The sequence below is a fragment of the Xanthomonas sp. LMG 12459 genome, from assembly GCF_009192905.1.
In the GTDB taxonomy this organism is placed as follows: domain Bacteria; phylum Pseudomonadota; class Gammaproteobacteria; order Xanthomonadales; family Xanthomonadaceae; genus Xanthomonas_A; species Xanthomonas_A sontii.
In genome coordinates, this window is sequence record NZ_NSGT01000043.1 from 22,998 (window position 1) to 45,876 (window position 22,879).

Genomic DNA, 22,879 nt, shown 5'->3' on the forward strand with positions numbered 1-22,879 from the left:
TCAGCGCAGTCCCGACCAGCGCATGTAGGTCTCCACGATCTCCGTGCCCCAGAAGAAGGTGATCCAGCCGGCGATCGCCAGATAGGGGCCGAACGGGATCGGCGTGGCGCGGTCGCGGCCCTTGGCCGCCAGCCACAGCGAGCCGAGGATCGCACCGACCAGGGAGGAGATCAGGATGGTCGGCAGGATGCCCTTCAGGCCGCACCAGGCGCCGATCGCGGCCAGCAGCTTGAAATCGCCATGGCCCATGCCTTCCTTGCCGGTGATCTGCTTGAACAGCCACCACACCGACCACAGCGAGAAGTAGCCGACCGCAGCGCCGAGCAGGGCGGGTTTGGCCGGCATGTACAGGTTGTCCATGCTGCCGATCAGGCCGAGCCACATCAGCGGCAGGGTCAACTGGTCCGGCAGCAGGCGCGTGCGCAGGTCGATGCCGGACAATGCCACCAGGAAACAACTGAACACGATCGCGCCGAAGCCCTGCCAGCCGAAGCCGAAGCGCCACACGCTGGCGACCACCAGCAGGCTGGTGAGCAGTTCCACCAGCGGGTACTGCGGCGAGATCGGCGCATGGCAGTAGCGGCACTTGCCGCGCAGCGCCAGCCAGCTGAACAGCGGGATGTTTTCGAACCAGGCCAGCTTGTGCTTGCAATGCGGGCAGTGCGACGGCTCCACCACGATGCCGGGCGGCGGCGGATCGTAGATGTCCGGCAGCTCCAGGATCTCGCGCGAATCGCGCTTCCACTGCCATTCCATGCGCCTGGGCATGCGCAGGATGACCACGTTGAGGAAGCTGCCCACCAGCAGGCCGAGCCCGGCCGCGGCCGGGAAGCCGAGGCCGGGGTGTTGATCGAGAAATGCCATTAATGCTTATCCAACGACGGAGGCCAGCTTGAAGATCGGCAGGTACATGCCGATGACCATGCCGCCCACGATGGTGCCGATGAACACCATGATCAACGGCTCGATCAGGCTGCTCAAGGCATCGACCGCATTGTTCACTTCCTGCTCGAAGTACTCGGCGACCTTGAACAGCATCGCGTCCAGCGCGCCGGCCTCTTCGCCGATCGCGGTCATCTGGATGACCATGTGCGGGAACAGATTGGTCTGCTTCATCGCCATATTGACTGGGTAGCCAACCGCGACGTCGTCGCGCATGCGCAGCACAGCTTTTTCGTACACGCTGTTACCAGTGGCGCCGGCGACGATGTCCAACGCCTCCACCAGCGGTACGCCGGCGCGGAAGGTCACCCCCAAAGTGCGCGAGAAGCGCGCCACTGAGCTGTTGTGCATGATCTGGCCGATGATCGGGACCTTGAGCACCAGTCGGTCCATCCCATGCTGCATCGCAGGCGAACGTTTGTAGGCGAAGATGAAGCCGCCGATGCTGCCTACCAGTAAGAGCAATAGCATCCACCAGTACGACACCATGAAGCGTGAGGCGGAGACGATCATCTGGGTGAAGGCCGGCAGTTCCGCGCCAAAACCCTTGAACACATCCTCGAATTGGGGCACCACCCAGACCAACAGGATGGAACTGACAATCAAAGCAACGGCCATCACCATGGCTGGATAGAACAAGGCTTTTCTGATCTTGCCCTTCAGGGCCTCGATGTTTTCCTTGTAGGTTGCGACTGTCTCCAGCACGGTCTCAAGAACGCCGGCCCCTTCGCCGGCACGTACCAAATTGCGGTACAACTCGTCAAATTGCACCGGATGTCTGCTGATTGCTTCATAGAGCGAAGAGCCGCCCTCGATGTCTGTCCGGATCTGGTCGACCATCTGCTTCATGCGCGGATTCTTGTGCCCGCTGGCGATGATCTCCAGGGAGCCCACGATCGGGACGCCGGACTTCATCATGGTCGCCATTTGGCGGCTGAAGAAAGCAATGTCCTTGGCGCCGATCTTGCGACCGTTAGCGCCAAACAAAGGTTTTGGCTTAGGCTTGACTAAAGACGGGGTGATGCCTTGGCGGCGGAGTTCTGCGCGCAGTAGGTTGGCACTTTTCGCCGTCTGCTCGCCCTTCATCTTGATGCCGCGCTTGTCTGTGCCCTCCCAGACGAAAGGCACCTGCTGGCTGGCCGCACGCGCGACCGGTTCTTTTTTGACTGCGCTGCGCGTTGCGGACATCGGATCGTCTCCCCGTCCGGCCATCCCCAGGCGGACTGGAGGATAGTATAGGTTTCCGGGGCAACTGGCACCTAAACCCATAGCGCGCGCCATCCCGTCCCCTCGAAGTGACGCATCGCGTCACTTTTTGACGCATCAGGTCGAATGACCCATCCCGTCGCAAATCGCTGATTTGGGAGAATTTCGTCCGCCACTCTCAGGCATCATGGTTGTGCGGGGCATTTGGCGAGGCGTGCTACAAGGCGTGAGAAGTTGGCACGCGATCTGCTTTAAGCATCTTGCACGTGGCACTCCGCCGCGGCGCTCGGGGAGTTCCCTCCGCGGGCGAGTGCCAGCTATCTCAACCTGTACAAACCATCTCTAGGGGTTCATTATGAAGAAGCAAGAGGGCTTTACCCTGATCGAATTGATGATCGTTGTTGCGATCATCGCTATCTTGGCTGCCATTGCGTTGCCTGCTTATCAGGATTATACCATTCGGTCCCGTGTTAGCGAACTTGCGGTAATGGCGAGCTCTTTCAAAACGACAGTCGCTGAAAATATCGCCAACAATGGCGGGGCGCTCTCTACCAAAAACTGCACTGGGGTCGGTGCCACTGCGGCAACCACGAATATGGCCTCTATCACTTGCGCAGATGCGACCGGTGTTATCACTGTCACTGGTGATGCAACCAAGACCAAGGGTACCATTTTGACCTATACCCCTACGGTTGGCGCGGCCAATTCCGCAGTTGGTACGACCTGGAAATGCGTTGGTAGCGGTAGCCAGGCTAAGTATTACCCTGCTGAATGCCGCTGAGTGTTTGTGTCTTAATTTGCGTTGTGAAAAGTCCCGCGGAAGCGGGACTTTTCATTTGGTGAGAAGTGGTTATTGACTGGGTGTTTTGTCTTTGCATCTGGGTAGTGGTCATGATTTTATCGGCTTTACGGAAAAAATTAGTGCGCTGAATGTTGTGTTGGCTGCCTAGTCGCTCAAAATCCATTCCAGTATAATGGGCTTATGAATAATCTGACATCTGCCAACCTCGTCGGTATCACCGGAATCGCCCGCCGTCTTGTTCAGGATGGCGCGCTAGAGGAAGCTGCTGCGCGGACGGCGATGGCGCACGCAGCCGAGGCAAAGGTCCCGCTGCCGCAGTGGTTCTCCGAGAAGAAGCTGGTCACCGCCGCGCAGCTGGCTGCCGCCAATGCGGTGGAGTTCGGCATGCCGTTGATGGATGTCTCTGTCTTCGATGCCAGCCAGAACGCGATGAAGCTGGTCAGCGAGGAGTTGCTGCAGAAGTACCAGGTGCTGCCGCTGTTCAAGCGCGGCGGCCGCCTGTTCGTCGGCATCAGCAACCCGACCCAGACCCGGGCGCTGGACGACATCAAGTTCCACACCAATCTGACGGTGGAGCCGATCCTGGTCGACGAGGACCAGATCCGCCGCACCCTGGAGCAGTGGCAGGCCAGCAACGACTCGCTCGGCAGTGCCTTGGGCGACGACGAGGGCATGGACAACCTCGATGTCGGCGGCGGCGACGAGGACATGGGCGGCGGTGGCGACACCGGCATCGACGCCAAGGGGGAGGACACCCCGGTCGTCAAGTTCGTGAACAAGGTGCTGGTCGATGCGATCCGCCGCGGCGCGTCCGACATCCACTTCGAGCCCTACGAGGACGACTACCGGGTGCGCCTGCGCATCGACGGCCTGCTCAAGAGCGTGGCCAAGGCGCCGGTCAAGCTCAATCAGCGCATCGCCGCGCGCCTCAAGGTGATGGCGCAGTTGGACATCGCCGAGAAGCGGGTCCCGCAGGACGGCCGCATCAAGCTCAATCTGTCCAAGAACAAGCAGATCGACTTCCGCGTCAGCACCCTGCCCACGCTGTTCGGCGAGAAGATCGTGTTGCGTATCCTCGACGGCAGCGCGGCCAAGCTGGGTATCGACAAGCTCGGCTACGAGCCGGAGCAGCAGAAGCTGTTCCTGGACGCGATCCACAAGCCGTACGGCATGGTCCTGGTCACCGGTCCCACCGGCTCGGGCAAGACGGTGTCGCTGTACACCGCGCTGGGCATCCTCAACGACGACACCCGCAACATCTCCACCGCCGAGGATCCGGTCGAAATCCGTCTGCCCGGGGTCAACCAGGTGCAGCAGAACAACAAGCGCGGCATGACCTTCGCGGCGGCGCTGCGCTCGTTCCTGCGCCAGGACCCGGACATCATCATGGTCGGCGAAATCCGCGACCTGGAGACCGCCGAGATCGCGATCAAGGCCGCGCAGACCGGTCACATGGTGCTGTCCACCCTGCACACCAACGACGCGCCGCAGACCATCGCGCGCCTGATGAACATGGGCATCGCGCCCTACAACATCACCAGTTCGGTGACTCTGGTCATCGCCCAGCGCCTGGCGCGGCGCCTGTGCAACAACTGCAAGCGTCCGGTCCAGTTGCCGGAAAAGGCCTTGCTGGCCGAAGGCTTCACCGAGGCGGAGATCGCCGCCGGCGTCCAACTGTACGAAGCGGTCGGCTGCGACGAGTGCACCGAGGGCTACAAGGGCCGTACCGGCATCTACCAAGTGATGCCGATGAACGACGAGATCGCGGCGATCGTGCTGCAGGGCGGCAACGCCCTGGACATCGCCAGCGCCGCGCAGAAGATCGGGGTCAAGGACCTGCGCCAGTCGGCCCTGCTCAAGGCCCGCAACGGCATCACCAGCCTGGCCGAGATCAATCGGGTGACGAAGGATTGAAGAGCCGGGAATGGGGAATCGGGAATGGGGAATCGGGAGTGGGGAATCGGAAAAGCGGCTTTTCCGTCCCTGTTGATCTCCCGGTAGTCCAAGCCTTGTTCCCGGGCTTCTCGACGCTTGGCGCGGGCGGGCAATGCCGGCTGTGCCCAACCGCATTACCCCACTCAATTGGGCGAAGGGCTGAGAGCAGTCGGGAGATCGGCTCTTCCCATTCCCCAATCCCGATTCCCCATTCCCGGCTTCACTACTCCATCCCCAGCTTCTTCAGCTTGTAGCGCAACGCCCGAAAGGTGATGCCCAACTGCGCGGCGGTGCGGGTCTTGTTCCAGCGGTTCTCTTCCAGCGCCTTCTGGATCGCGGCGCGTTCGAGTTGCTCGATGTAGGACGGCAGGGCGGAGGAGCTGGGGTCGATGTCGACCACGCCGCGCGGCAGGGCCGGGGCGGCTTCGGCGGCGCTGCGGGCGTGGTTGCCGGGTTGCGGCAGGCGCAGGTCGGTGGCGCTGATCTGGTCGTCCTCGGCCATTGCCAGGGCGCGCTCGAGGATGTTTTCCAGTTCGCGCACGTTGCCGGGGAAGGCGTAGCTGCTCAGGGCGTCCAGGGCGGAGGGCGACAGCAGCGGGGTGGGGCGGCCGTGGCTCTTGGCCAGCCGCGCCAGGATCGCCGCGGCCAGTTGCGGCAGGTCGCCGCCGCGCTCGCGCAGCGGCGGCACGCGCAGTTCGATCACGTTGATGCGGTAGTACAGGTCGTGGCGGAAGCGGCCCTCGGCGACCAGGTCGGCCAGGTCCTTGTGGGTGGCCGAGAGGATGCGCACGTCCACCGGCACCTCGGTGGCGGCGCCGACCGGGCGCACCGATTTTTCCTGGATCGCCCGCAGTAGCTTGACCTGCATCGGCAGCGGCAGTTCGGCAACCTCGTCGAGGAACAGGGTGCCGCCGTGCGCAGCCTGGAACAGGCCGGCCTGGTCGGCATGGGCGCCGGTGAAGCTGCCCTTCTTGTGGCCGAAGAACTCGCTTTCCATTAGTTCGGCCGGGATCGCGCCGCAGTTCACCGGAACGAAGGGGCCGGCGGAGCGGGCGCCCTGTTCGTGGATGGTGCGCGCGACCAGTTCCTTGCCCACGCCGGATTCGCCGAGGATGTAGACCGGCGCCTGGTTGCGCGCGACCTTGGCGATGGTGCTGCGCAGGGCGTCCATCGCCGCCGAGGCGCCGAGCAGGCGGCTGGCCTGTTCCGGGGCCGGCTGTGGCGGCGCGGCGCGGCTCTCGCTGTTGAGTTCCAGTGCATGCTTGACCAGGCCGCGCAGCACCTGGATGTCCACCGGCTTGCTGACGAAGTCGAACGCGCCGGCCTTCAGCGCTTCCACCGCCAGGTCCATGCTGCCGAAGGCGGTGATCATCGCCACCGGCGTGCGCGGGTAGTGTTTGGCGATCTCGCTGACCAGTTCGATGCCGTTGCCGTCGGGTAGGCGCATGTCGGTGATGCACAGATCGTAGGGATTGCTCGCCAGCAGTTCGCGCGCTTCGGCGAGGTTGGCGGCGGTGCTGATGCGCAGCCCCATCCGGCCCAGGGTCAGGACCAGCAACTCGCGGATGTCGCGCTCGTCGTCGACGACCAGGGCGCTTCGGGTTTCGTTCATGTGCGGGGAAGATAGCGTAGGAACCGGGGCATGCGCCAATTTACCGGCGCCGGTCGCGCGCTGGCGAAGCGATTCTCACCTGTCAGCCGCTGAGCATGGCGTGCGGGCCGGGCAGGGCGACGCGGAAACAGGCGCCGCCGGCCGGTACCGGCACGTACTCCAGACGCGCCTGATTGGCCCGGCACAGCTCGCGGGCGATGTACAGGCCGAGCCCGGTGCCGTGCTCGGAGGTGGTGAAGAACGGCCGGAACAGCTGCGCCGCCACCGCCTCGGGAATGCCGGGGCCGCGGTCCATCACGTCGACGATGGCGTTGCGCTCCTGCAGCGCCACGCGCAGGCGCACCCGCGCCGGCTCCTCCATCACCCGCCCGTACTTGAGCGCGTTGTGCACCAGGGCGCTGAGGATCTGGTGCAGGTGTTTGGGGTCGACCAGCGCGTGTACCGGCTGCGGGGCGAGGATCGCCTCGAGGCTGTCGGTCTCGATCGACAGGGTCTGTCGGTACTCCAGGACGAAGCGGCGCACGAACGCGCCCAGGTCCAGGTTCTCCGGATTGGAGCGCTCGCGCCGGGCCAGGCCGAGCACGCTCTCGACGATGCCGTTGGTACGCTGGCACTGCTGGTGGATGATCTGCAGCAGGCGGCGGTCGGCATCGCCGATCGCCGGGGATTCCTCCAGCAGCTGCGAGGCGTAGTTGATCGCGGCCAGTGGGTTGCGGATCTCGTGGGCCAGGCTGGCCGAGAAGCGGCCCAGCGCCGACAGCGTCAACGATTCGGCGCGCCGCGAGACCACCGTGGCGTCGTCGAGGAACACCAGGGTCAGGTCGCCCTCGGCCAGCAGCCGGGCAAAGCGCGGCTGCACCTCCGGCTGGTCCGGCGACAGCTGCAGCGGGCTTTCGTCCTGGTTCCAGCCGTTGCGCCAGCGCTGCAGGCGCCGGGCCAGTTCCGGCGCGGCGCTGGCCAGATCCAGCCGGCCGCTGCCGCTGTTGCCGTCGGTATCGCCGAGCAGGGCCGACGCGGCCTCGTTGGCCAGCGTCACCCGGTTCTGCGCGTCCACCACCAGCACCCCGGTGCGCATGCGGCGGATGATCAGTTCGTTGATTTCGTAGAGATTGGCCACCTCGGCGCCACGGCGCTCGGCCAGGTGCTGGCTGGTGCGCGCACGCTGGCCGATCCGGTTGCAGATGTAGGCCACCGCCAGGTAGCTGGTGGCGAACATCGCCAGTTCGGCCAGGCTGCGGGTGTTGTCGGCGCCGTCCAGCACGCTCCAGACGTATTCGGCCAGCATCGCCGCCGAGGCGGTCAGGGCGATGGCGATGCCGCCGCGCAGGCGCAGCAGCATCGCCGCCGCGGCGACGTTGAACAGCAGCATCATCGCGATGCCGGCGCTGGCCGCGGGCAGGGCATGCGCGGCCAGGGTCGCGGCGACGATGTCGGCCAAGGCGCTGAAACCGACGATGGGCGCCAGGTGCGCCTCGTTGCGCCCCCACATCAGCAGCGCCAGCGCCACTGCCAGGTAGGCGGTGGACAAGGTGGCGGCCAGTTGCGGGTAGCGCGGTTCGCCCACCAGCACGCTGAGCGGGCTGAACACCAGGGCGGCGATCAGCCCGGCCACCAGCACCCGGTACAGCGCGAAGAAGTACAGCTCGCGGCGCGGAATGGACTCGATGCGATCGATGAGCGAGGCGCTGGTGGGCAAGCCGGACTCCGGGCGGACAGCGGACGGCGCGAGTATAGGGGCGGCGCCGTCTACGCGGATGGCGACCGGGGCGGTGGCGACCTGCCTGGCCGTCACCGCCTTCGACGGGGAAACCGCGATTGCCGTCGCCGGCGGCCCGGCGCCGGATCGGGGCAAGAGCCAAGGACAAGGTCGCGGGGTGAGGGAAGCAAGGCGTGGGCGCCCGAGTGCCTGCTCCACCCGGTGGTGCCACCGCGGACCTCGCCGGAGGCCTCGGTCGGGCCAGGGCGCCGGCGCTTTTGCGCCGCCGCCCTCGGTCGGCGACAATAGGCGTCCCGTCCGTACCGCTCCCGGCCGCCACTCAGGGCCCGGATCGCTGCGGGACGGCCGTTCCTTTTCCCACGGTGACGCATGAATTTCCACGAATATCAGGCAAAACAACTGCTTGCCGAGTACGGCATCCCGGTCCCGGCCGGCAAGGTCGCGGCGACTCCGGAAGAAGCGGTTGAAGCCGCCAAGTCGCTTGGCGCTGGCCCTTGGATGGTCAAGGCGCAGATCCACGCAGGTGGCCGCGGCAAGGCCGGCGGCGTCAAGTTCTGCAAGACCACCGACGATGTGAAGGCCGTTGCCGAGAAGCTGCTCGGCACCAAGATGGCCACCTACCAGACGGCCGGCGTCGAGCTGCCGATCAACCTGGTGCTGGTGACCACCGCTGGTGAGATCGTCAAGGAGCTGTACCTGTCGGTGCTGGTCGACCGCGGCACCCGCACCATCAGCTACATCGCATCGAGCGAAGGCGGCATGGAGATCGAACAGGTCGCCGCCGAGACCCCGGACAAGATCCACACCCTCAACGTCGACTTCGTCGAGGGCGTGCAGGGTTACCACGGCCGCGACATCGGCTTCAAGATGGGCCTGACCGCCAAGCAGGCCGGCCAGTTCGCCAGCATCATGGTCAACCTGTACCGCATCTTCAACGAGAAGGATCTGGCGCTGGTGGAGATCAATCCGCTGGCCATCCTCGACGACGGCAACCTCTACGCGCTGGACGGCAAGTTCAACAGCGACGACAACGCCAACTTCCGCCACAAGGAACTGGTCGCCATGCGCGACAAGTCCCAGGAAGACGAGACCGAAGTGACCGCTTCGGAGCTGGACATCAACTACGTCACCATGGACGGCAACATCGGCTGCATGGTCAACGGTGCCGGTCTGGCCATGGCGACCATGGACGTGATCAAGCTCAACGGCGGCGAGCCGGCGAACTTCCTGGACGTGGGCGGCGGCGCCAACAAGCAGCGCGTGATCGAGGCGTTCAAGCTGATCCTGTCCTCGGACAAGGTCGAAGGCATCTTCGTCAACATCTTCGGCGGCATCGTCCGCTGCGACATGATCGCCGAGGGCATCATCGCGGCGGTCAAGGAAGTGGGCGTCAAGGTGCCGGTCGTGGTGCGCTTGGAAGGCACCAACGTGGAAGAGGGCAAGCAGCTGCTGCGCGACAGCGGCATGGCCATCATCCCGGCCGACAACATCAACGACGGCGCCAAGAAGGTCGTTGAAGCTGTCAAGAACGCCGCCTGATCCACGACACCAAGGAACTCCAATGTCTGTTTTGATCAACAAGAACACCAAGGTGATCGTGCAGGGCTTCACCGGCCAGCAGGGCACCTTCCACGCCACTCAGATGATCGAGTACGGCACCCAGGTCGTCGGCGGCGTCACGCCGGGCAAGGGCGGCACCACCCACATCGACCTGCCGGTGTTCAACACCGTGGCCGATGCCGTGCAGAGCACGGGCGCCGACGCTTCGGTGATCTACGTGCCGCCGCCGTTCGCGGCCGACGCGATCCTGGAAGCGGCTGCGGCCGGCATCAAGGTCATCGTCTGCATCACCGAAGGCATCCCGGTGCTGGACATGCTGCGCGTCAAGAACGTGCTGACCCGCTCGCATCCGGACACCGTGCTGATCGGGCCGAACTGCCCCGGCGTGATCACCCCGGGCGAGTGCAAGATCGGCATCATGCCGGGCCACATCCACAAGCCGGGCAAGATCGGCATCGTCTCGCGTTCGGGCACGCTGACCTATGAAGCGGTCAAGCAGACCACCGAAGTCGGCCTGGGCCAGTCCACCTGCATCGGCATCGGCGGCGACCCGATCAACGGCCTGAACTTCGTCGACTGCCTCAAGCTGTTCAACGAAGATCCGCAGACCGAAGGCATCATCATGGTCGGCGAAATCGGCGGCGACGCCGAGGAAGCCGGTGCCGAGTACATCGCCAAGCACGTCAAGAAGCCGGTCGTAGGCTTCATTGCCGGTGCTTCGGCCCCTGCCGGCAAGCGCATGGGCCACGCCGGTGCGATCGCCTCGGGCGGCAAGGGCACGGCCGAGGGCAAGTTCGCGGCGATGGAAGCCGCAGGCGTCAAGACCGTCCGCTCGCCGGGCGACCTGGGTGCGGCGATCGCCTCGCTGGTGAAGTAAGCCGTCAGCGCTGCGGCAGCGACCCGCCTTCGGGTTGTCGCTGTCGCCGCCGCTGTCCGCAAGGGCCTCGCGCGAGCGAGGCCTTTTGCGTTTCGAGGATCCGATGCGCGGCACTGCCGCGGTGTCCCTGGCGCGACGAGGCGGATGGGGCGGCCACGCACTGCTGCCCCGCCAACGTCCGCGCAATCAAGCAGTTGCGCCATCCCAGTGGTCGCCATTCGTCCCTGCGGCCCCGCCATTGGTCCCCTGGCCGGGTGGTGCTGTCCCTGCGTTGCCGACACGGTCCGGCACTGTGCCGACACTGCCGCCACTTTCTTCGGCAGCGACAGGAGCGGATGCGTGATCAGGCGATGGCGGGCGGCGGTATGCGGGGCGGGCATGGCGATGGGTATCGGCGGCATCTGCGCGGCGGCGCCAGGCGACTGGGCCAGTTATGCCGGCGCGCCCGGCGGCGGGCAGTATTCGCCGCTGACCCAGATCACCCCGGACAACGTCGGCCGGCTGCGTATCGCCTGGTCGTTCCGCACCGGCGAACTCGGCGCGGGCCTGCCCGATCCGGAACGGCGCCGCTTCGAGGCCAATCCGCTGGTGCTGGGTGGGCGCATGTACCTCACCACCGGGACCGGCATCGCCTTCGCCCTGGATGCGACCAGCGGCCGCGAACTGTGGTCGTTCGATGCCAAGGTCGCGCGCAACAAGCACTACAGCGATCCGGCCTCGCGCGGGGTGAGTTTCTGGCGCGACACCCAGGCGACGGCGAGCGCGTGCCGCGAGCGCATCGTGTACGGCACTCTGGATGCGCGGCTGATCGCGCTGGATGCCGCCGACGGCAAGCCCTGCGCCGGGTTCGGCAAGGACGGCATGATCGACCTGCATGCCGGCATCGATGTGCACGACAACGCCAGCGATGCCTGGGCCAACTATGCGGTGACCTCGCCGCCGGTGGTGGCCGGCGACGTGCTGGTGGTCGGCAGCTCGATCGGCGACAACCGCGGGCATGCGTTGGAGCAGGGCGTGGTGCGCGGCTACGACGCGCGCAGCGGCCGCGAACTGTGGCGCTGGGATCCGGTGCCGCGCGATCCGGCCAAGGCCGCCGCCGCTGGCTGGCGGCCGGAGCAGGCGGCCACGGTCGGCGGCGGCAATGCCTGGGCGCCGCTGTCGGTGGATCCGGCGCTGGGCCTGGTCTACGTACCGACCGGCTCGGCCAGCCCCGACTATTACGGCGGCGAGCGCCTGGGCGACAACCGTGACACCGACTCGCTGGTGGCGCTGGACCTGCACAGTGGGCGCCGGGTGTGGGCGCAGCAGTTGGTGCATCACGATCTGTGGGACTACGACCTGGCCTCGCAGCCGGTGCTGACCACGGTGCAGACTGCGCAGGGACCGCGCGCGGCGGTGCTGCAGGCGACCAAGACCGGCTTCCTGTTCGCCTTCGATCGCCGCGACGGCACGCCGCTGTTCCCGATCAGCGAGGTGCCGGTGCCGGCGTCCGACGTGCCGGGCGAACGCGCCTCGCCGACCCAGCCGATGCCCGAACCGGGGCTGCGCCTGGCGCGGCACACGCCGCTGACTGCCGCCGACGCCTGGGGGGCGACGCCCGGCGCGCGCCGCGAATGCGCAGCGCTGATCGCCGGGCTGCGCTCGGAAGGCCTGTTCACCCCGCCCAGCGTGCGCGGCACGATCGCGCTGCCGGGCTGGGCCGGTGGCGTGAACTGGGGCGGCATCGCGGTGGATCCGCAGCGCCAGCTGGCAATCATGCCGGTGTCGGACTTGCCGATGCAGGTGGCGCTGATCCCGCGCGAGCAATTCAGCAAGGCCGAGCGCGCGCGCCATCCGGACCAGCAGTTCAACGACATGGAAGGCACGCCGTACTACATGCGCCGCGGCATGTTGAGCTCGTCCGGTGGCATTCCCTGCGTCAAGCCGCCGTGGGGACGCCTGGTGGCGGTGGATCTGCGCACGCGCAAGATCGCCTGGGAGCGACCGCTCGGTACCCTGGAAGAGAAGCTGCCGTGGCTGCCGCTGGACGTGGGCACGCCGCTGCTCGGCGGCGCGGTGACCACGGCCAGTGGCCTGACCTTCATCGCCGCGGCGGCCGATGCACGCCTGCGCGCGCTCGACAGCGCCACCGGCAGGACCCTGTGGGAGGCCAAGCTGCCGGCCGGTGGCCAGGCCACGCCTTCGGTCTATGCGGTGGGGGGCAAGCAGTACGTGGTGATCGCGGCCGGCGGGCGCGAAGGCATGGGCACGATGGGCGACTACGTGGTCGCCTACACGCTCGACGGCGAGGGCAAGGACGTGGTGTTCCAGCACGGCGTCGGCGTGCGCATGGCGGTACTGGGCCTCGCTGCGCTGAGTTTGTGTGCGGGAGTGGTGATGTTGCTGCGGCGTTGGCGCCGGCGGCGCCTTGAGCGGACTGGCGCTGGCATCCGCTGAAGCACATGGCGGTGGCTGGCCGGCGCTTCGGGGTTGATTGCAGTCGGGACTGAAGTCCCTCCCACAGTGACGCCTCGGCACGTGCTGTCCCTTGAGTGAGCGCGGCTTCGGCGGCGACGCGCGGCGCATGCACCAGCGATTTCTATTGGTCGTGCATGTTGCTCGATTGTGGGAGCGACTTCAGTCGCGACGCGGGTGCCTGGCCAAGCGCCTTTCCCGGGCGCGCGCAGCGGAGAGAGCGGCCTATGGCAGCGCCGCGGTTGCCGCCATGTGCGCACCAAGATGCGGCCTGCCCGGACTCCATGCCCACACTCCAACGTGGCGGCACGCGCATCATCGGCCGCAACCCGGCACAGCGCTACACTGCGCATGGCGCCGCGCGATGCAGCGGCGCCGCGGCAGGTGCGATGCGCTCGCGTGGCGCCTGACGGTCTTCCATCCGTTCCTGCAAGGTTGCCTATGTCCGACTCCCTCCGCCTCGCCATGGCCCAGTTCGATTTCCCGGTCGGCGCCGTGACCCAGAACACCGACCGGATCATTGCTTTGATCGAGGAGGCGCGCGACGAGTACGGCGCCGACGTGGTGCTGTTCCCGGAACTGGCGGTCAGCGGCTATCCGCCGGAAGACCTGCTATTGCGGCCGGGTTTCCTGGCCGACTGCGAGCGCGCGGTGCAGCGCATTGCCGCACAGGTGCGCGGCATCGTCGCGGTGGTCGGCTGGCCGCAGAGCGCCGGCAGCGTGGTCTACAACGCCGCCAGCGTGCTGCGCGGCGGCCGCATCGAACGCACCTACCGCAAGCGCGAACTGCCCAACTACGCGGTGTTCGACGAGCGCCGCTATTTCGACGTGGACCCGGACGGCGAGAACTGCGTGTTCGAGGTCAAGGGCACGCCGGTCGGCCTGGTGATCTGCGAGGACCTGTGGTTCCCGGAGCCGCTGGCGGCGACCGTGCGGGCGGGTGCGGAACTGGTGCTGGTGCCCAATGCTTCGCCCTACGAACGCGGCAAGCATGCGCAGCGCGACGCGCTGCTGGCCGAGCGCAGCCGCGAGAGTGGCGCGGCGTTGGCCTATCTCAACGTGGTCGGTGGCCAGGATGCGCTGGTGTTCGACGGCGCTTCGGTGGTCGCCGACGGCGACGGCACCGTGCATCCGGCCGCGGCGGCCTTCACCGACCAATGGCTGGTGGTGGAGTACGACACCGCCGTGCGCCGCTTCGCGCCGCTGCGCTGGACCGACGACGGCGACGAGAGCATGGATGCGCTGGCCTGGCGCGCGGTGGTACGCGGGCTGCAGGACTATTGCGCAAAGAATCGCTTTTCCAAGGTCTGGCTGGGCCTGTCCGGCGGCATCGATTCGGCGCTGGTGCTGGCGATGGCGGTGGACGCGCTTGGCGCGGACAACGTCACCGCGGTGCGGCTGCCGTCGCGCTACACCGCCGACCTGTCCAACGACCTGGCCGCGGATCAATGCCGCGTCCTCGGCGTGAAGCTGGAGACGGTGGCGATCGAGCCGGCGTTCGAGGGCCTGCTGAGCGCGCTCGGCCCGCTGTTCGCCGGCACCGAGCCCGACGTCACCGAGGAGAACCTGCAGTCGCGCAGCCGCGGCGTGATCCTGATGGCGCTGGCCAACAAGTTCGGCGGCCTGCTGCTGACCACCGGCAACAAGAGCGAGTACGCGGTGGGCTACGCCACCATCTACGGCGACATGTGCGGCGGCTACGCGCCGCTGAAGGACCTGTACAAGACCGAGGTGTTCGGCCTGGCGAAGTGGCGCAACACGGTGGGCGGTGCGCCGGTGATCCCGCCGGCGGTGATCGCGCGGCCGCCCTCGGCGGAACTGCGCGCCAACCAGACCGACCAGGATTCGCTACCGCCGTACGACGTGCTCGACGGCATCCTGTACCGCTACGTCGACCAGGAGGAATCGCGCGACGAGATCGTCGCCGCCGGCTATGCCGCCGAGGTGGTCGACCGGGTGGTGCGGCTGGTGCGCATCAGCGAATGGAAGCGCCACCAGGCCGCACCGGGACCGAAGGTGTCGCGCCGCGCGTTCGGGCGCGAGCGGCGCTATCCGATCAGCAATGGGTATCAGGCCTAACGCGGTAGTCGACCTGGCATCCGTCATCTGTGGCAGCGGCTTCAGCCGCGACGGGCCTTGCCAGCGTTTATGGGGAACGCCCGTCGCGGCTGAAGCCGCTCTTACGAGGCAGGTTACGAGGGGCGCGTTGACAGGAAACTGCCGAAGCGCGCGCCGTAGTCGCTTCTGCAAATCCCCATTCCCGATTCCCCAATCCCGGCCTTCAAACCACCTGCAACAACCGCAACCCAAACGCATCGTCCTGCGCATTCCAGCCGTGGCTGACGCGCAGGCCGGCCTCGGCGGCCATCGCCGCAAAGCTCTGGTCGGTGTACTTGTGGCTGTACTCGACCTGCATCGCTTCGCCTTCGGCAAAATCGAAGCGGCGCCCGGCCACGGTCACCTGCTGTGCGCACTGGCTGACCAGGAAGGTCTCGATGCGCTCGCGCGCTTCCGAATAAACGGCATGATGGCGGAACTTCGCCAGGTCGAAATCGCTGCCGATCTCGCGGTTGAGCCGGCGCAGCAGGTTCAGGGTGAATTCGGCGGTGACCCCGGCGGCGTCGTTGTAGGCCGCCTCCAGCAGTGCCGTGTCCTTCACCAGGTCGATGCCGACCAGGGCGCAGCCGTCCGCGCCCATGGTCTGGCGCATCGAGCGCAGCAGGGCGATGCCGTCCTCGCGGGTGAAGTTGCCCAGGGTCGAGCCGGGGAAGAACACCAGGGTGCGGCGTGCGCCGCGCTGCGGTGCCGGCAGCGCCACCGGCGCGGTGAAGTCGGCGCACACCGGCAGCATCTGGATGTGCGGGAAGCGCTCGGCCAGCCGCGTGGTGCTGGACATCAGCATGTCGCGGGAAATCTCGATCGGCGTGTAGGCCACCGGCATGCGCAGGCCGTCCAGCAGCAACTGGGTCTTGCGGCCGCTGCCGCTGCCCAGTTCCACCACGTGCGCGCCGGTGCCCACCGCCTGCGCGATCGAGGGCATGCGCGCTTCCAGCAAATCCAGCTCGGTGCGGGTCAGGTAGTACTCGGGCTGGCGGGTGATCGCCTCGAACAGGCGCGAGCCCTCGGCGTCGTAGAAATATTTGGATGGTAGCTGCTTGGGGCTGCACGACAGGCCGGCGATCGCATCGGCGGTGATGTCGTCCGGCTGCGGATGCAGGTCGGTCAGGGCGGCTTCGGTGAGGGCACGGGCGGTTGCGGCATTCATGCGGAATCCTTGGCCAGGCGCACGCCGGCGAACTGCCATCGCGCATCGGAGGGGAAGAAGTTGCGGTAGCTGGCGCGGATGTGGTCGCGCGGCGTGGCGCAGCTGCCGCCGCGCAACACCCACTGCGCGTTCATGAACTTGCCGTTGTATTCGCTCAGCGTGCCCGACCACGGGCGGAAGCCGGGGTAGGGCAGGTAGGCGCTGCCGGTCCATTCCCAGACATCGCCGAACAACTGCTGCAGGCCGGTATCGGCCGGCGCCGTCGACTGCGGATGCAGTGCATCGGTGTCGACGAAGTTGCCGACGATGGCGACACCGGCGGCCGCCTGTTCCCACTCCGCCTCGGTCGGCAGGCGCGCGCCGGCCCAGCGCGCGAAGGCATCGGCCTCGAACAGGCTGAGATGGCACACCGGCGCATGCGGATCGCGTTCGCGCCAGCCGCCGAGGGTGAATTCGCGCGCGCCGTCGGCGTGCCAGTACAGCGGGCGCTGCCAATCCTCGGCGCACCGCCGCGCCCAGCCGTCGCTGAGCCATAGCCCGGCCGTGGCATAGCCGCCATCGGCAATGAACTCGGCGTACTCGGCATTGCTCACCGGGCGGCTGGCCAGCGCATGCGCCGGCACCAGCACGCGATGCCGCGGCGATTCGTTGTCGTAGGCGAAGCCGGCATGCGCCGGCCACGGTGCGGCACCGATCTCGCTGATCTGTTCGTCGCGCTGAAGCCAGCGCAGCGGGGACGCCGGCGCGTGCTGCATCACCAGGTCGGCGCGATAGGCCGGGCCCAGCGGGTTGCGCCAGAACGCGTGCTTGATGTCGGTGAGCAGCAACTCCTGGTGTTGCTGCTCGTGCTGCAGGCCCAGCTCCAGGATCTGCAGGGTCTGCGGTGCAAGCGCGCCTGCCTGCAACTGCGCCAGTACGCGGGTTTCGATCTCGCTGCGGTAGTCCAGCACCTGCGTCAGCGATGGTCGCGACAGCAGGCCGCGATGCGGCCGCGCATGCGCCGGACCGATGCTCTGGTAGTAGCTGTTGAACAGGTAGTCCCACTGCGGATCGTGGGGGCGGTACGCCGGATCGGCGCCGAGCACGAACCGCTCGAAGAACCAAGTGGTGTGCGCCAGATGCCATTTGGCCGGGCTGGCGTCGTCCATGCTCTGCACCATCGCGTCTTCTTCGCTCAATGGTGCGGTGAGATGACGGCTGCGTGCGCGCACGCGGCGCAGGCGGTCCGCCAGCGTCGCGACGGATGCGATGGGCGAGGGCGGTGACGCCGGAGAGATCGCTTGCATCGATGCAGTCTTAGCGCAGCGGCGTGAACGGACCGTCACGCGTCGCGGACCGTGGCGTTACCCTAGACACATGTCTACGAGCGCCTTGCACTACCGTGCCGGTTCGGCGTCCGCCGGCGCCCTGGTCGACCTCGATGCCGCGGCGGAGGCGTTCGCGCTGCCGCCCGGCGTGCGCTACCTGGACACCGCCAGCAAGGGGCCGCGCCTGCACCGGGCACTGGTCGCGGGGCAGGCGGCGCTGGCCGAGTCGATCGCGCCGTGGACGTTGTCCTTCGATGCCTGGCGCGCGCAGATCGAAGACCTGCGCGCGCTGGCCGCGGCCACCGTGTTCGCGGGCGACAGCGAGGGCGTGGCGATGGTGCCGTCGGCCGCCTATGGCCTGGCCATCGCGGCGCGGCAGGTGCCGTTGGCGCCTGGCGATGCGGTCCTGCTGCTCGATGGCCAGTTTCCGTCCAATCTACTGGCGTGGCAGCAACGCTGCGCCGAGAGCGGTGCGCACCTCGCTGTGGTGCGGCGGGCGCCCAGACAGGACTGGACTGATGCGGTGCTGGCCACGCTCGACGCGGAGCCGCGCGTGCGTGTGGCGACATTGCCGAATGCGTATTGGCGCGACGGCGGTCTGCTGGATCTGGATCGGATCGCGCCGCGCGTGCATGCGGCCGGCGCGATGCTGGTGCTGGACCTGAGTCAGAGCCTGGGCGTGCTGCCGGTGCGGTTGGATGCTTGGCGGCCGGACTTCGTGGTCTCGGTCGGACACAAATGGCTGCTCGGACCGATGGGGCTGGCATGGCTGTGGGCCTCGCCGCACTGGCGCGCGCACGGCGTGCCGTTCGAGCAGCACTGGCAGGCGCGCGACCCGGGAGCGGATTGGCAGTTCCCGGCCGAGGCGCCGCCCCCGTACCGCAGCGGCGCGCGTCGCTTCGATGCCGGCGGCGTCGCCGACCCGCTGCGCCTGGCGATGGCCAGCGCGGCGCTGCAGCAGGTGCAGCAGTGGCAGCCGGCGCGCATCGCGCAGCGGCTTGGCGCACTTGGTGCGGCATTCGACGCGGAGTTGCATGCGTTGGGCGCGGGCGACTGGACCGTGCCTGGGCATGCGCCGCACCTGTACGCGCTGCGCCCACCAGCGTCGTCGATGCCGGCCTTGCTGCCATGGCTGCAGCACGCGCAAGTCATCTGCACCCATCGCCATGGCGCCCTGCGCATCGCGCCCTATCTGCAGTTGACGCCGGAGGCGATGCGCGGCCTGGCGCAAGAGATGGTGGCTGCGGCGCGTGCTTAACGCACGTGCGTGCGGTCGTTGTCTGTCTTCGGTTTCGATGGGAAGGCAATCGACTACTGGTCAGCATCGCCGATCCTGTTTGATGCCTGGCTTCAGCCGCGACCCGATGCCGCTGTGACGCGTTTAGCGCGGGTGCGGGTTGCCGAAGGCCGGCCACATCGCTGATGCCCGCGGCGCTGGCTTGACCTACCGCCGCGCCGCCAGGCGCAATCCACGCGGGGTCAGCACCCGTTCCAGCAGCTCGAACAGGCCCTGGACCAGCAACGCCAGCAGCGCGGCTGGCACCGCGCCTTCCAGGATCAGGCCGAGGTCGTCGAGGCGGATGCCGGTGAGGATCGGCTGGCCGTAGCCGCCGGCGCCGATCAACGCGCCCAGGGTCGCGGTGCCGACGTTGATCACCGCCGCGGTCTTGATGCCGGCGAGGAGAGTGCGCAGCGCCAGCGGCAGTTCGATCCGCCACAGCCGCTTGCCCGGCGGCAAGCCGAGCGCGGCGGCAGTCTCGCGCAGCTCGCGCGGGATGCCGGTGATGCCGGCATGCATGTTGCGCACGATCGGCAGCAGGCTGTACAGGAACAGCGCGGCGATCGCCGGTTTGGCGCCGATGCCGAACAGCGGGATCATGAACACGAAAACCGCCAGCGACGGCAGCGTCTGCAGCACGCCGGTCAGCGCCAGCACCGCCTGGCCGAGCCGTGGTCGGTGCGCCGCCAGGATACCCAGCGGCAGCGCCACCAGCAGGGCCAGGCCCAGTGACAGCCCGACCAGCGCCAGGTGCTCGCGGGTGCGTTGCAGCAGCCGTTGCATCCGTCCGTCCTCGGCAGGCGCGGCGATGCCCAGCCAATGCGCTGCGATCGCGCTCTCGGCGCGCTTGTCGAGCTTGGCCTCGGCGTTGAGCCGCTGCATGGTCGCCGCGTCGATGCGGCCGCCCAATCCCTGCAGCGCCTGCACGAAGCGCGGCGCGCGCTGCGCCAGGTCGGCGCGGTACAGGAACACCGCCGCGTAGCGCGGGAAGTAATGCCTGTCGTCCTGCAGCACCAGCAGATCGTGCGCGGGGATCTCGGCGTCGGTGCTGTACAGGTCAGTGAGGTCGATCGCGCCGCTGTCCAGCGCGCGGTAGGCGAGGTCGTGGTCCAGACCGGTGGGCGTCTGCGGTAGCCCATAGGCGTCGCGCACGCCGGGCCAGCCGTCGGCGCGCGAGACGAATTCGTTGCTCAGTCCGAACTTCAGCGTCGGATGCGCGGCGAGGTCGGACAGGCGCACGATGCCCAGCGCCTGCGCGCGTTGCCGGCGCATGCCGAACGCATAGGTGTTGTCGAAGCCCAGCGGCGCGCTCATCGCCAGGCCGCGCTGCGCCAGCGCCTGCCGCAGCGCGGCGTCGTCGGCACCGGGCATGTGCAGCAGTTCGGCGGCCAGGGTGCCGGTGTACTCGGCGTAGGCGTCGATCGAACCCTGCTCCAGCGCGCGCCACAGGATGCGGGTGCCGCCGAGCTGGCGCCGGTGCTCGACCTCGACGCCGGCCTGGCGCCCGGCGCCGGCGGCGATCTCGCCCAGCACCACCGCTTCGGTGAAGTTCTTCGAGCCGACCACGATCTTGGTGTCGGTGTCGGTGTCGGTGGCGGCGGCAGCGGCAGCGGGCGGCAGGCTCAGCAGATTGGCTGCTGCACCGAAGGCGAGCATCGCGACCGCGCGCCAGCGCGCGCCTCGCGAGGTCATCGCGCCTCCTCCAGGGTGCGCTGCGCCTGCAGGAACTGGCTGACGAACGGATCGGTCGGCGCCTCCAGCAATTGGCGCGCGCTGCCTTCCTGCAGCACGCGGCCGCCACGCATCAGCACCAGGGTATCGCCCAGGTAGGCGGCTTCGGCGACGTCGTGGGTCACCAGCACCACGGTCTTGCCGAGCAGCGCGAACAGTTCGCGCATCTGCGTCTGCAGTTCGTGGCGCACGATCGGGTCGAGCGCGCCCAGCGGTTCGTCCAGCAGCAATACCGGCGGGTCCAGCAACAGCGCGCGCATCAGTCCGACGCGCTGGCGCTGGCCGCCGGACAGCTCGGCCGGATAACGCGCCAGCAGCGCTTCCGGCAGGCGGCACAACTCGGCCAACTCATGCAGGCGCGCTTCGATGCGCGGCCGCGGCCAGCCCAGCGTGCGCGCCAGCAGGGCGGCGTTGTCGCGGGCGCTCAGGTGCGGGAACAGGCCGCCTTCCTGGATCACGTAGCCGATGCGCCGGCGCTGCGCCAACAGGGTGGCGCGACGCAACGGCTCGCCCTGGAAGCGCACCTCGCCGCTATCCGGCCACTCCAGCCCCAGCAGCAGGCGCAGCACGCTGGACTTGCCGGCGCCGCTGGGACCGATCAACGCGGTGGTGCGGCCCGGGGCGATGCGAAGATCGACCTGGTCCAGCGCCAGCATGTCGCCGTAGCGGCGGGTGACCCGATGCAGTTCGAACATCGCCGCAGCATAGCCGCAGGCGGCGACCACGCCGTGCGAAGACGCCGCGGCCTCAGCGGGCGGCGTCGGTCAGCAGGTCCAGCGTCGGTTTCGGCCGGCCCAGGTCGTACATCAGGCCGAAATGCGCCTCCGCGCCCTGCTGGTCCGGCTGGTCGAGCAGTTCGTAGAGATTGATCTCGGCGACCACGTCGGCGTAGTCGTTGCGCAGCGTCTGCAGCAGCTCCGCCACACTGTCGTAGCAGGCGCCGTCGCCGGGATGGCCGCCATCGGTGTTGCCGGTGTAGATCTCGGCGCAGTTGAGTTCGTTGACGTACACCTTGGTGCCGTATTTTTGCGCAGCCGCGCGCAGCTGCCCCAGGTACAGATCCATCCAGTAGCCGCGTTCGCCGTGGAAGGCGTAGTAGTGGAAGCTGATGCGGTCGAAGTCGAAGCCGGCGGCCTTGGCCTGGTCCAGGAACCACAGCGAGCCGTTGCGGTCGCCGGGGCAGCGCGCGTTGGCCGAACGATCGTCGCTGTTGCAGGCGGTGATGTTGATGGTGAATTGCAGGCCGGCGCCCACCTCGTCGGAGGCCTGCTTCATGCCGCGGTACATGGTGGTCATCGCCGCGATCCGCGCCGGCGCGGCGGCACGGTCCAGGTCCTGCTCGTTGCCGATCTCCCAGACCTTGATGTCGTTGGCATAGCGGCGCGCCAGCGCGTAGCCGATCTCGCGCGACATCGGGTACACCATCGGCCGCAGCGCGATGTTGTACTGGCGCGAGAGCTGTACCAGCCGGTCGAGTACGGTGAAGTTGCGCGGGTCCACGTCGAACCGGTAGCTGCGCAGGTTGCGCTGGTCGAGCAGGCGGAACACCGCCTCGCTCTGGCTGAGGGGATAGGCCGGGCGACCGTCGTGGCCGTTGACCCCGTACACGATGGCCGGTGCCGCGGTGGCAGGTGCGGCAGCGACGACGAGGAGGGCAGCGAACAGGCGCAGCAATGGGCGCAGCAAGGACAGAGACATGGCGTTCCCGGCGGAAGCGGCCCGGGGCGGGCACGGGACCAGCCTAGCAAGCCCGGCCACGGGCATCGGCGCCAATTCCCGGGACTGCGGTGCGGGTCGCACTCCGCCGGGATTGGTCTAGAAGCGCCATGCTGGGCGGCCAATGGGCGGGACTGGCGCTGCCTGGCGACGCGCGCAGCCTTGGGTGGTCGCTGGCGTCGTCATGGCCGCCCGCAGCAGCCGCGCGCAGGTGCCCGAGCGGACCATCGGGGCCGATCGGCGCTGCCCGGAAACGCGACAGGGGCCTCGCGGCCCCTGTCGGTATGCATCCTGCCGGCGTGGTGGATCAGCGCTGCATCTGCGAATTGGACTGCCCGGTGGCGGCGGACTTCTCGCCGGCGAACGGGTTGAGCTTGCGGATCATCCACGGGTACTTCGGCCAGTTGCCGGTCAGCCACGGATGCTGCGGGTCGTTGAGCTCGAGCACGCGGCGCGCGTCGGCGGCCAGGGTCTTG

Annotated in this window: 16 protein-coding genes and 1 pseudogene; 7 read left to right on the forward strand and 10 right to left on the reverse strand. The window is 67.8% G+C overall.

Going from position 1 to position 22,879, the window contains the following annotated elements:
• Together CEK65_RS11375 and CEK65_RS11380 are read right to left on the reverse strand one after the other, a co-directional pair.
• Positions 1-864: an A24 family peptidase gene (locus CEK65_RS11375; RefSeq protein WP_017910397.1), complete on the reverse strand. Its 864-nt coding sequence runs from the start codon at positions 862-864 to the stop codon at positions 1-3.
• A 6-nt stretch (positions 865-870) separates the two neighbouring features.
• A complete protein-coding gene (locus tag CEK65_RS11380) occupies positions 871-2,130 on the reverse strand; it encodes a type II secretion system F family protein (RefSeq protein WP_152181792.1) in 1,260 nt (419 codons plus the stop codon).
• A gap of 373 nt (positions 2,131-2,503) precedes the next feature.
• Here CEK65_RS11380 and CEK65_RS11385 point away from each other — a divergent pair, with 373 nt between their 5' ends.
• Both CEK65_RS11385 and pilB read left to right on the forward strand, forming a co-directional pair.
• The gene (locus tag CEK65_RS11385; RefSeq protein WP_152181793.1) at positions 2,504-2,929 is read left to right on the forward strand and encodes a pilin; all 426 of its coding nucleotides are present in this window, start codon (positions 2,504-2,506) and stop codon (positions 2,927-2,929) included.
• Between the two features lie 201 nt (positions 2,930-3,130).
• Entirely contained in the window at positions 3,131-4,864 is a 1,734-nt protein-coding gene (pilB, locus tag CEK65_RS11390) for a type IV-A pilus assembly ATPase PilB (protein ID WP_152181794.1), read from the forward strand.
• Positions 4,865-5,108: 244 nt separating this feature from the next.
• Here the strand turns inward: pilB and CEK65_RS11395 are convergent, their stop codons facing one another.
• Entirely contained in the window at positions 5,109-6,497 is a 1,389-nt protein-coding gene (locus CEK65_RS11395) for a sigma-54 dependent transcriptional regulator (protein ID WP_017914870.1), read from the reverse strand.
• 82 nt (positions 6,498-6,579) lie between these two features.
• Positions 6,580-8,193, reverse strand: coding sequence for an ATP-binding protein (locus tag CEK65_RS11400; protein ID WP_150409178.1), 1,614 nt, complete (start codon positions 8,191-8,193; stop codon positions 6,580-6,582).
• Between the two features lie 390 nt (positions 8,194-8,583).
• Between CEK65_RS11400 and sucC the strand changes: the two genes are divergently transcribed.
• The 4 genes from sucC to CEK65_RS11420 all read left to right on the forward strand — a co-directional run bounded on the left by sucC (position 8,584) and on the right by CEK65_RS11420 (position 15,184).
• Complete coding sequence (sucC, locus tag CEK65_RS11405; protein WP_010342227.1) at positions 8,584-9,753, forward strand: ADP-forming succinate--CoA ligase subunit beta; 1,170 nt, start codon at positions 8,584-8,586, stop codon at positions 9,751-9,753.
• Between the two features lie 22 nt (positions 9,754-9,775).
• Entirely contained in the window at positions 9,776-10,651 is an 876-nt protein-coding gene (gene sucD / locus CEK65_RS11410; protein ID WP_010342226.1) for a succinate--CoA ligase subunit alpha, read from the forward strand.
• A 378-nt stretch (positions 10,652-11,029) separates the two neighbouring features.
• Positions 11,030-13,087 (forward strand): pyrroloquinoline quinone-dependent dehydrogenase, encoded by a 2,058-nt coding sequence (locus CEK65_RS11415; RefSeq protein ID WP_152181795.1) that lies wholly within the window; start codon positions 11,030-11,032, stop codon positions 13,085-13,087.
• Positions 13,088-13,546: 459 nt separating this feature from the next.
• Complete coding sequence (locus CEK65_RS11420) at positions 13,547-15,184, forward strand: NAD+ synthase (protein WP_152181796.1); 1,638 nt, start codon at positions 13,547-13,549, stop codon at positions 15,182-15,184.
• Positions 15,185-15,386: 202 nt separating this feature from the next.
• Here the strand turns inward: CEK65_RS11420 and egtD are convergent, their stop codons facing one another.
• Entirely contained in the window at positions 15,387-16,370 is a 984-nt protein-coding gene (egtD, locus tag CEK65_RS11425; RefSeq protein ID WP_152181797.1) for an L-histidine N(alpha)-methyltransferase, read from the reverse strand.
• Complete coding sequence (gene egtB / locus CEK65_RS11430) at positions 16,367-17,656, reverse strand: ergothioneine biosynthesis protein EgtB (RefSeq protein ID WP_043095012.1); 1,290 nt, start codon at positions 17,654-17,656, stop codon at positions 16,367-16,369. The genes egtD and egtB overlap by 4 nt, the downstream gene beginning before the upstream one ends.
• Positions 17,657-17,726: 70 nt before the next feature.
• Here egtB and CEK65_RS11435 point away from each other — a divergent pair, with 70 nt between their 5' ends.
• Complete coding sequence (locus tag CEK65_RS11435; RefSeq protein WP_193314766.1) at positions 17,727-18,935, forward strand: aminotransferase class V-fold PLP-dependent enzyme; 1,209 nt, start codon at positions 17,727-17,729, stop codon at positions 18,933-18,935.
• 186 nt (positions 18,936-19,121) lie between these two features.
• Here CEK65_RS11435 and CEK65_RS11440 read toward each other — a convergent pair whose 3' ends face one another.
• From CEK65_RS11440 to CEK65_RS11455, 4 genes and pseudogenes are all read right to left on the reverse strand, one after another.
• Positions 19,122-20,612: a glycine betaine ABC transporter substrate-binding protein gene (locus CEK65_RS11440; protein ID WP_193314767.1), complete on the reverse strand. Its 1,491-nt coding sequence runs from the start codon at positions 20,610-20,612 to the stop codon at positions 19,122-19,124.
• Between the two features lie 32 nt (positions 20,613-20,644).
• Positions 20,645-21,382: an ATP-binding cassette domain-containing protein gene (locus tag CEK65_RS11445; RefSeq protein ID WP_152181799.1), complete on the reverse strand. Its 738-nt coding sequence runs from the start codon at positions 21,380-21,382 to the stop codon at positions 20,645-20,647.
• A gap of 52 nt (positions 21,383-21,434) precedes the next feature.
• Positions 21,435-22,385 carry a hypothetical protein gene (locus tag CEK65_RS11450; RefSeq protein ID WP_150409749.1) on the reverse strand — a complete coding sequence of 317 codons (951 nt, stop codon included), beginning with the start codon at positions 22,383-22,385 and terminating at the stop codon, positions 21,435-21,437.
• A 325-nt stretch (positions 22,386-22,710) separates the two neighbouring features.
• Positions 22,711-22,879: pseudogene (locus CEK65_RS11455) on the reverse strand (outer membrane protein assembly factor BamD); the annotation flags it as partial.

What these genes read in the sequence shown, in the direction of transcription:
- CEK65_RS11375 (WP_017910397.1), bottom strand. Translation starts at nt 864, where the DNA reads ATGGCATTTCTCGATCAACACCCCGGCCTCGGCTTCCCGGCCGCGGCC.
- CEK65_RS11380 (WP_152181792.1), bottom strand. Translation starts at nt 2,130, where the DNA reads ATGTCCGCAACGCGCAGCGCAGTCAAAAAAGAACCGGTCGCGCGTGCG.
- CEK65_RS11385 (WP_152181793.1), top strand. Translation starts at nt 2,504, where the DNA reads ATGAAGAAGCAAGAGGGCTTTACCCTGATCGAATTGATGATCGTTGTT.
- pilB (WP_152181794.1), top strand. Translation starts at nt 3,131, where the DNA reads ATGAATAATCTGACATCTGCCAACCTCGTCGGTATCACCGGAATCGCC.
- CEK65_RS11395 (WP_017914870.1), bottom strand. Translation starts at nt 6,497, where the DNA reads ATGAACGAAACCCGAAGCGCCCTGGTCGTCGACGACGAGCGCGACATC.
- sucC (WP_010342227.1), top strand. Translation starts at nt 8,584, where the DNA reads ATGAATTTCCACGAATATCAGGCAAAACAACTGCTTGCCGAGTACGGC.
- sucD (WP_010342226.1), top strand. Translation starts at nt 9,776, where the DNA reads ATGTCTGTTTTGATCAACAAGAACACCAAGGTGATCGTGCAGGGCTTC.
- CEK65_RS11415 (WP_152181795.1), top strand. Translation starts at nt 11,030, where the DNA reads ATGGCGATGGGTATCGGCGGCATCTGCGCGGCGGCGCCAGGCGACTGG.
- CEK65_RS11420 (WP_152181796.1), top strand. Translation starts at nt 13,547, where the DNA reads ATGTCCGACTCCCTCCGCCTCGCCATGGCCCAGTTCGATTTCCCGGTC.
- egtD (WP_152181797.1), bottom strand. Translation starts at nt 16,370, where the DNA reads ATGAATGCCGCAACCGCCCGTGCCCTCACCGAAGCCGCCCTGACCGAC.
- egtB (WP_043095012.1), bottom strand. Translation starts at nt 17,656, where the DNA reads ATGCAAGCGATCTCTCCGGCGTCACCGCCCTCGCCCATCGCATCCGTC.
- CEK65_RS11435 (WP_193314766.1), top strand. Translation starts at nt 17,727, where the DNA reads ATGTCTACGAGCGCCTTGCACTACCGTGCCGGTTCGGCGTCCGCCGGC.
- CEK65_RS11440 (WP_193314767.1), bottom strand. Translation starts at nt 20,612, where the DNA reads ATGCTCGCCTTCGGTGCAGCAGCCAATCTGCTGAGCCTGCCGCCCGCT.
- CEK65_RS11445 (WP_152181799.1), bottom strand. Translation starts at nt 21,382, where the DNA reads ATGTTCGAACTGCATCGGGTCACCCGCCGCTACGGCGACATGCTGGCG.
- CEK65_RS11450 (WP_150409749.1), bottom strand. Translation starts at nt 22,385, where the DNA reads ATGTCTCTGTCCTTGCTGCGCCCATTGCTGCGCCTGTTCGCTGCCCTC.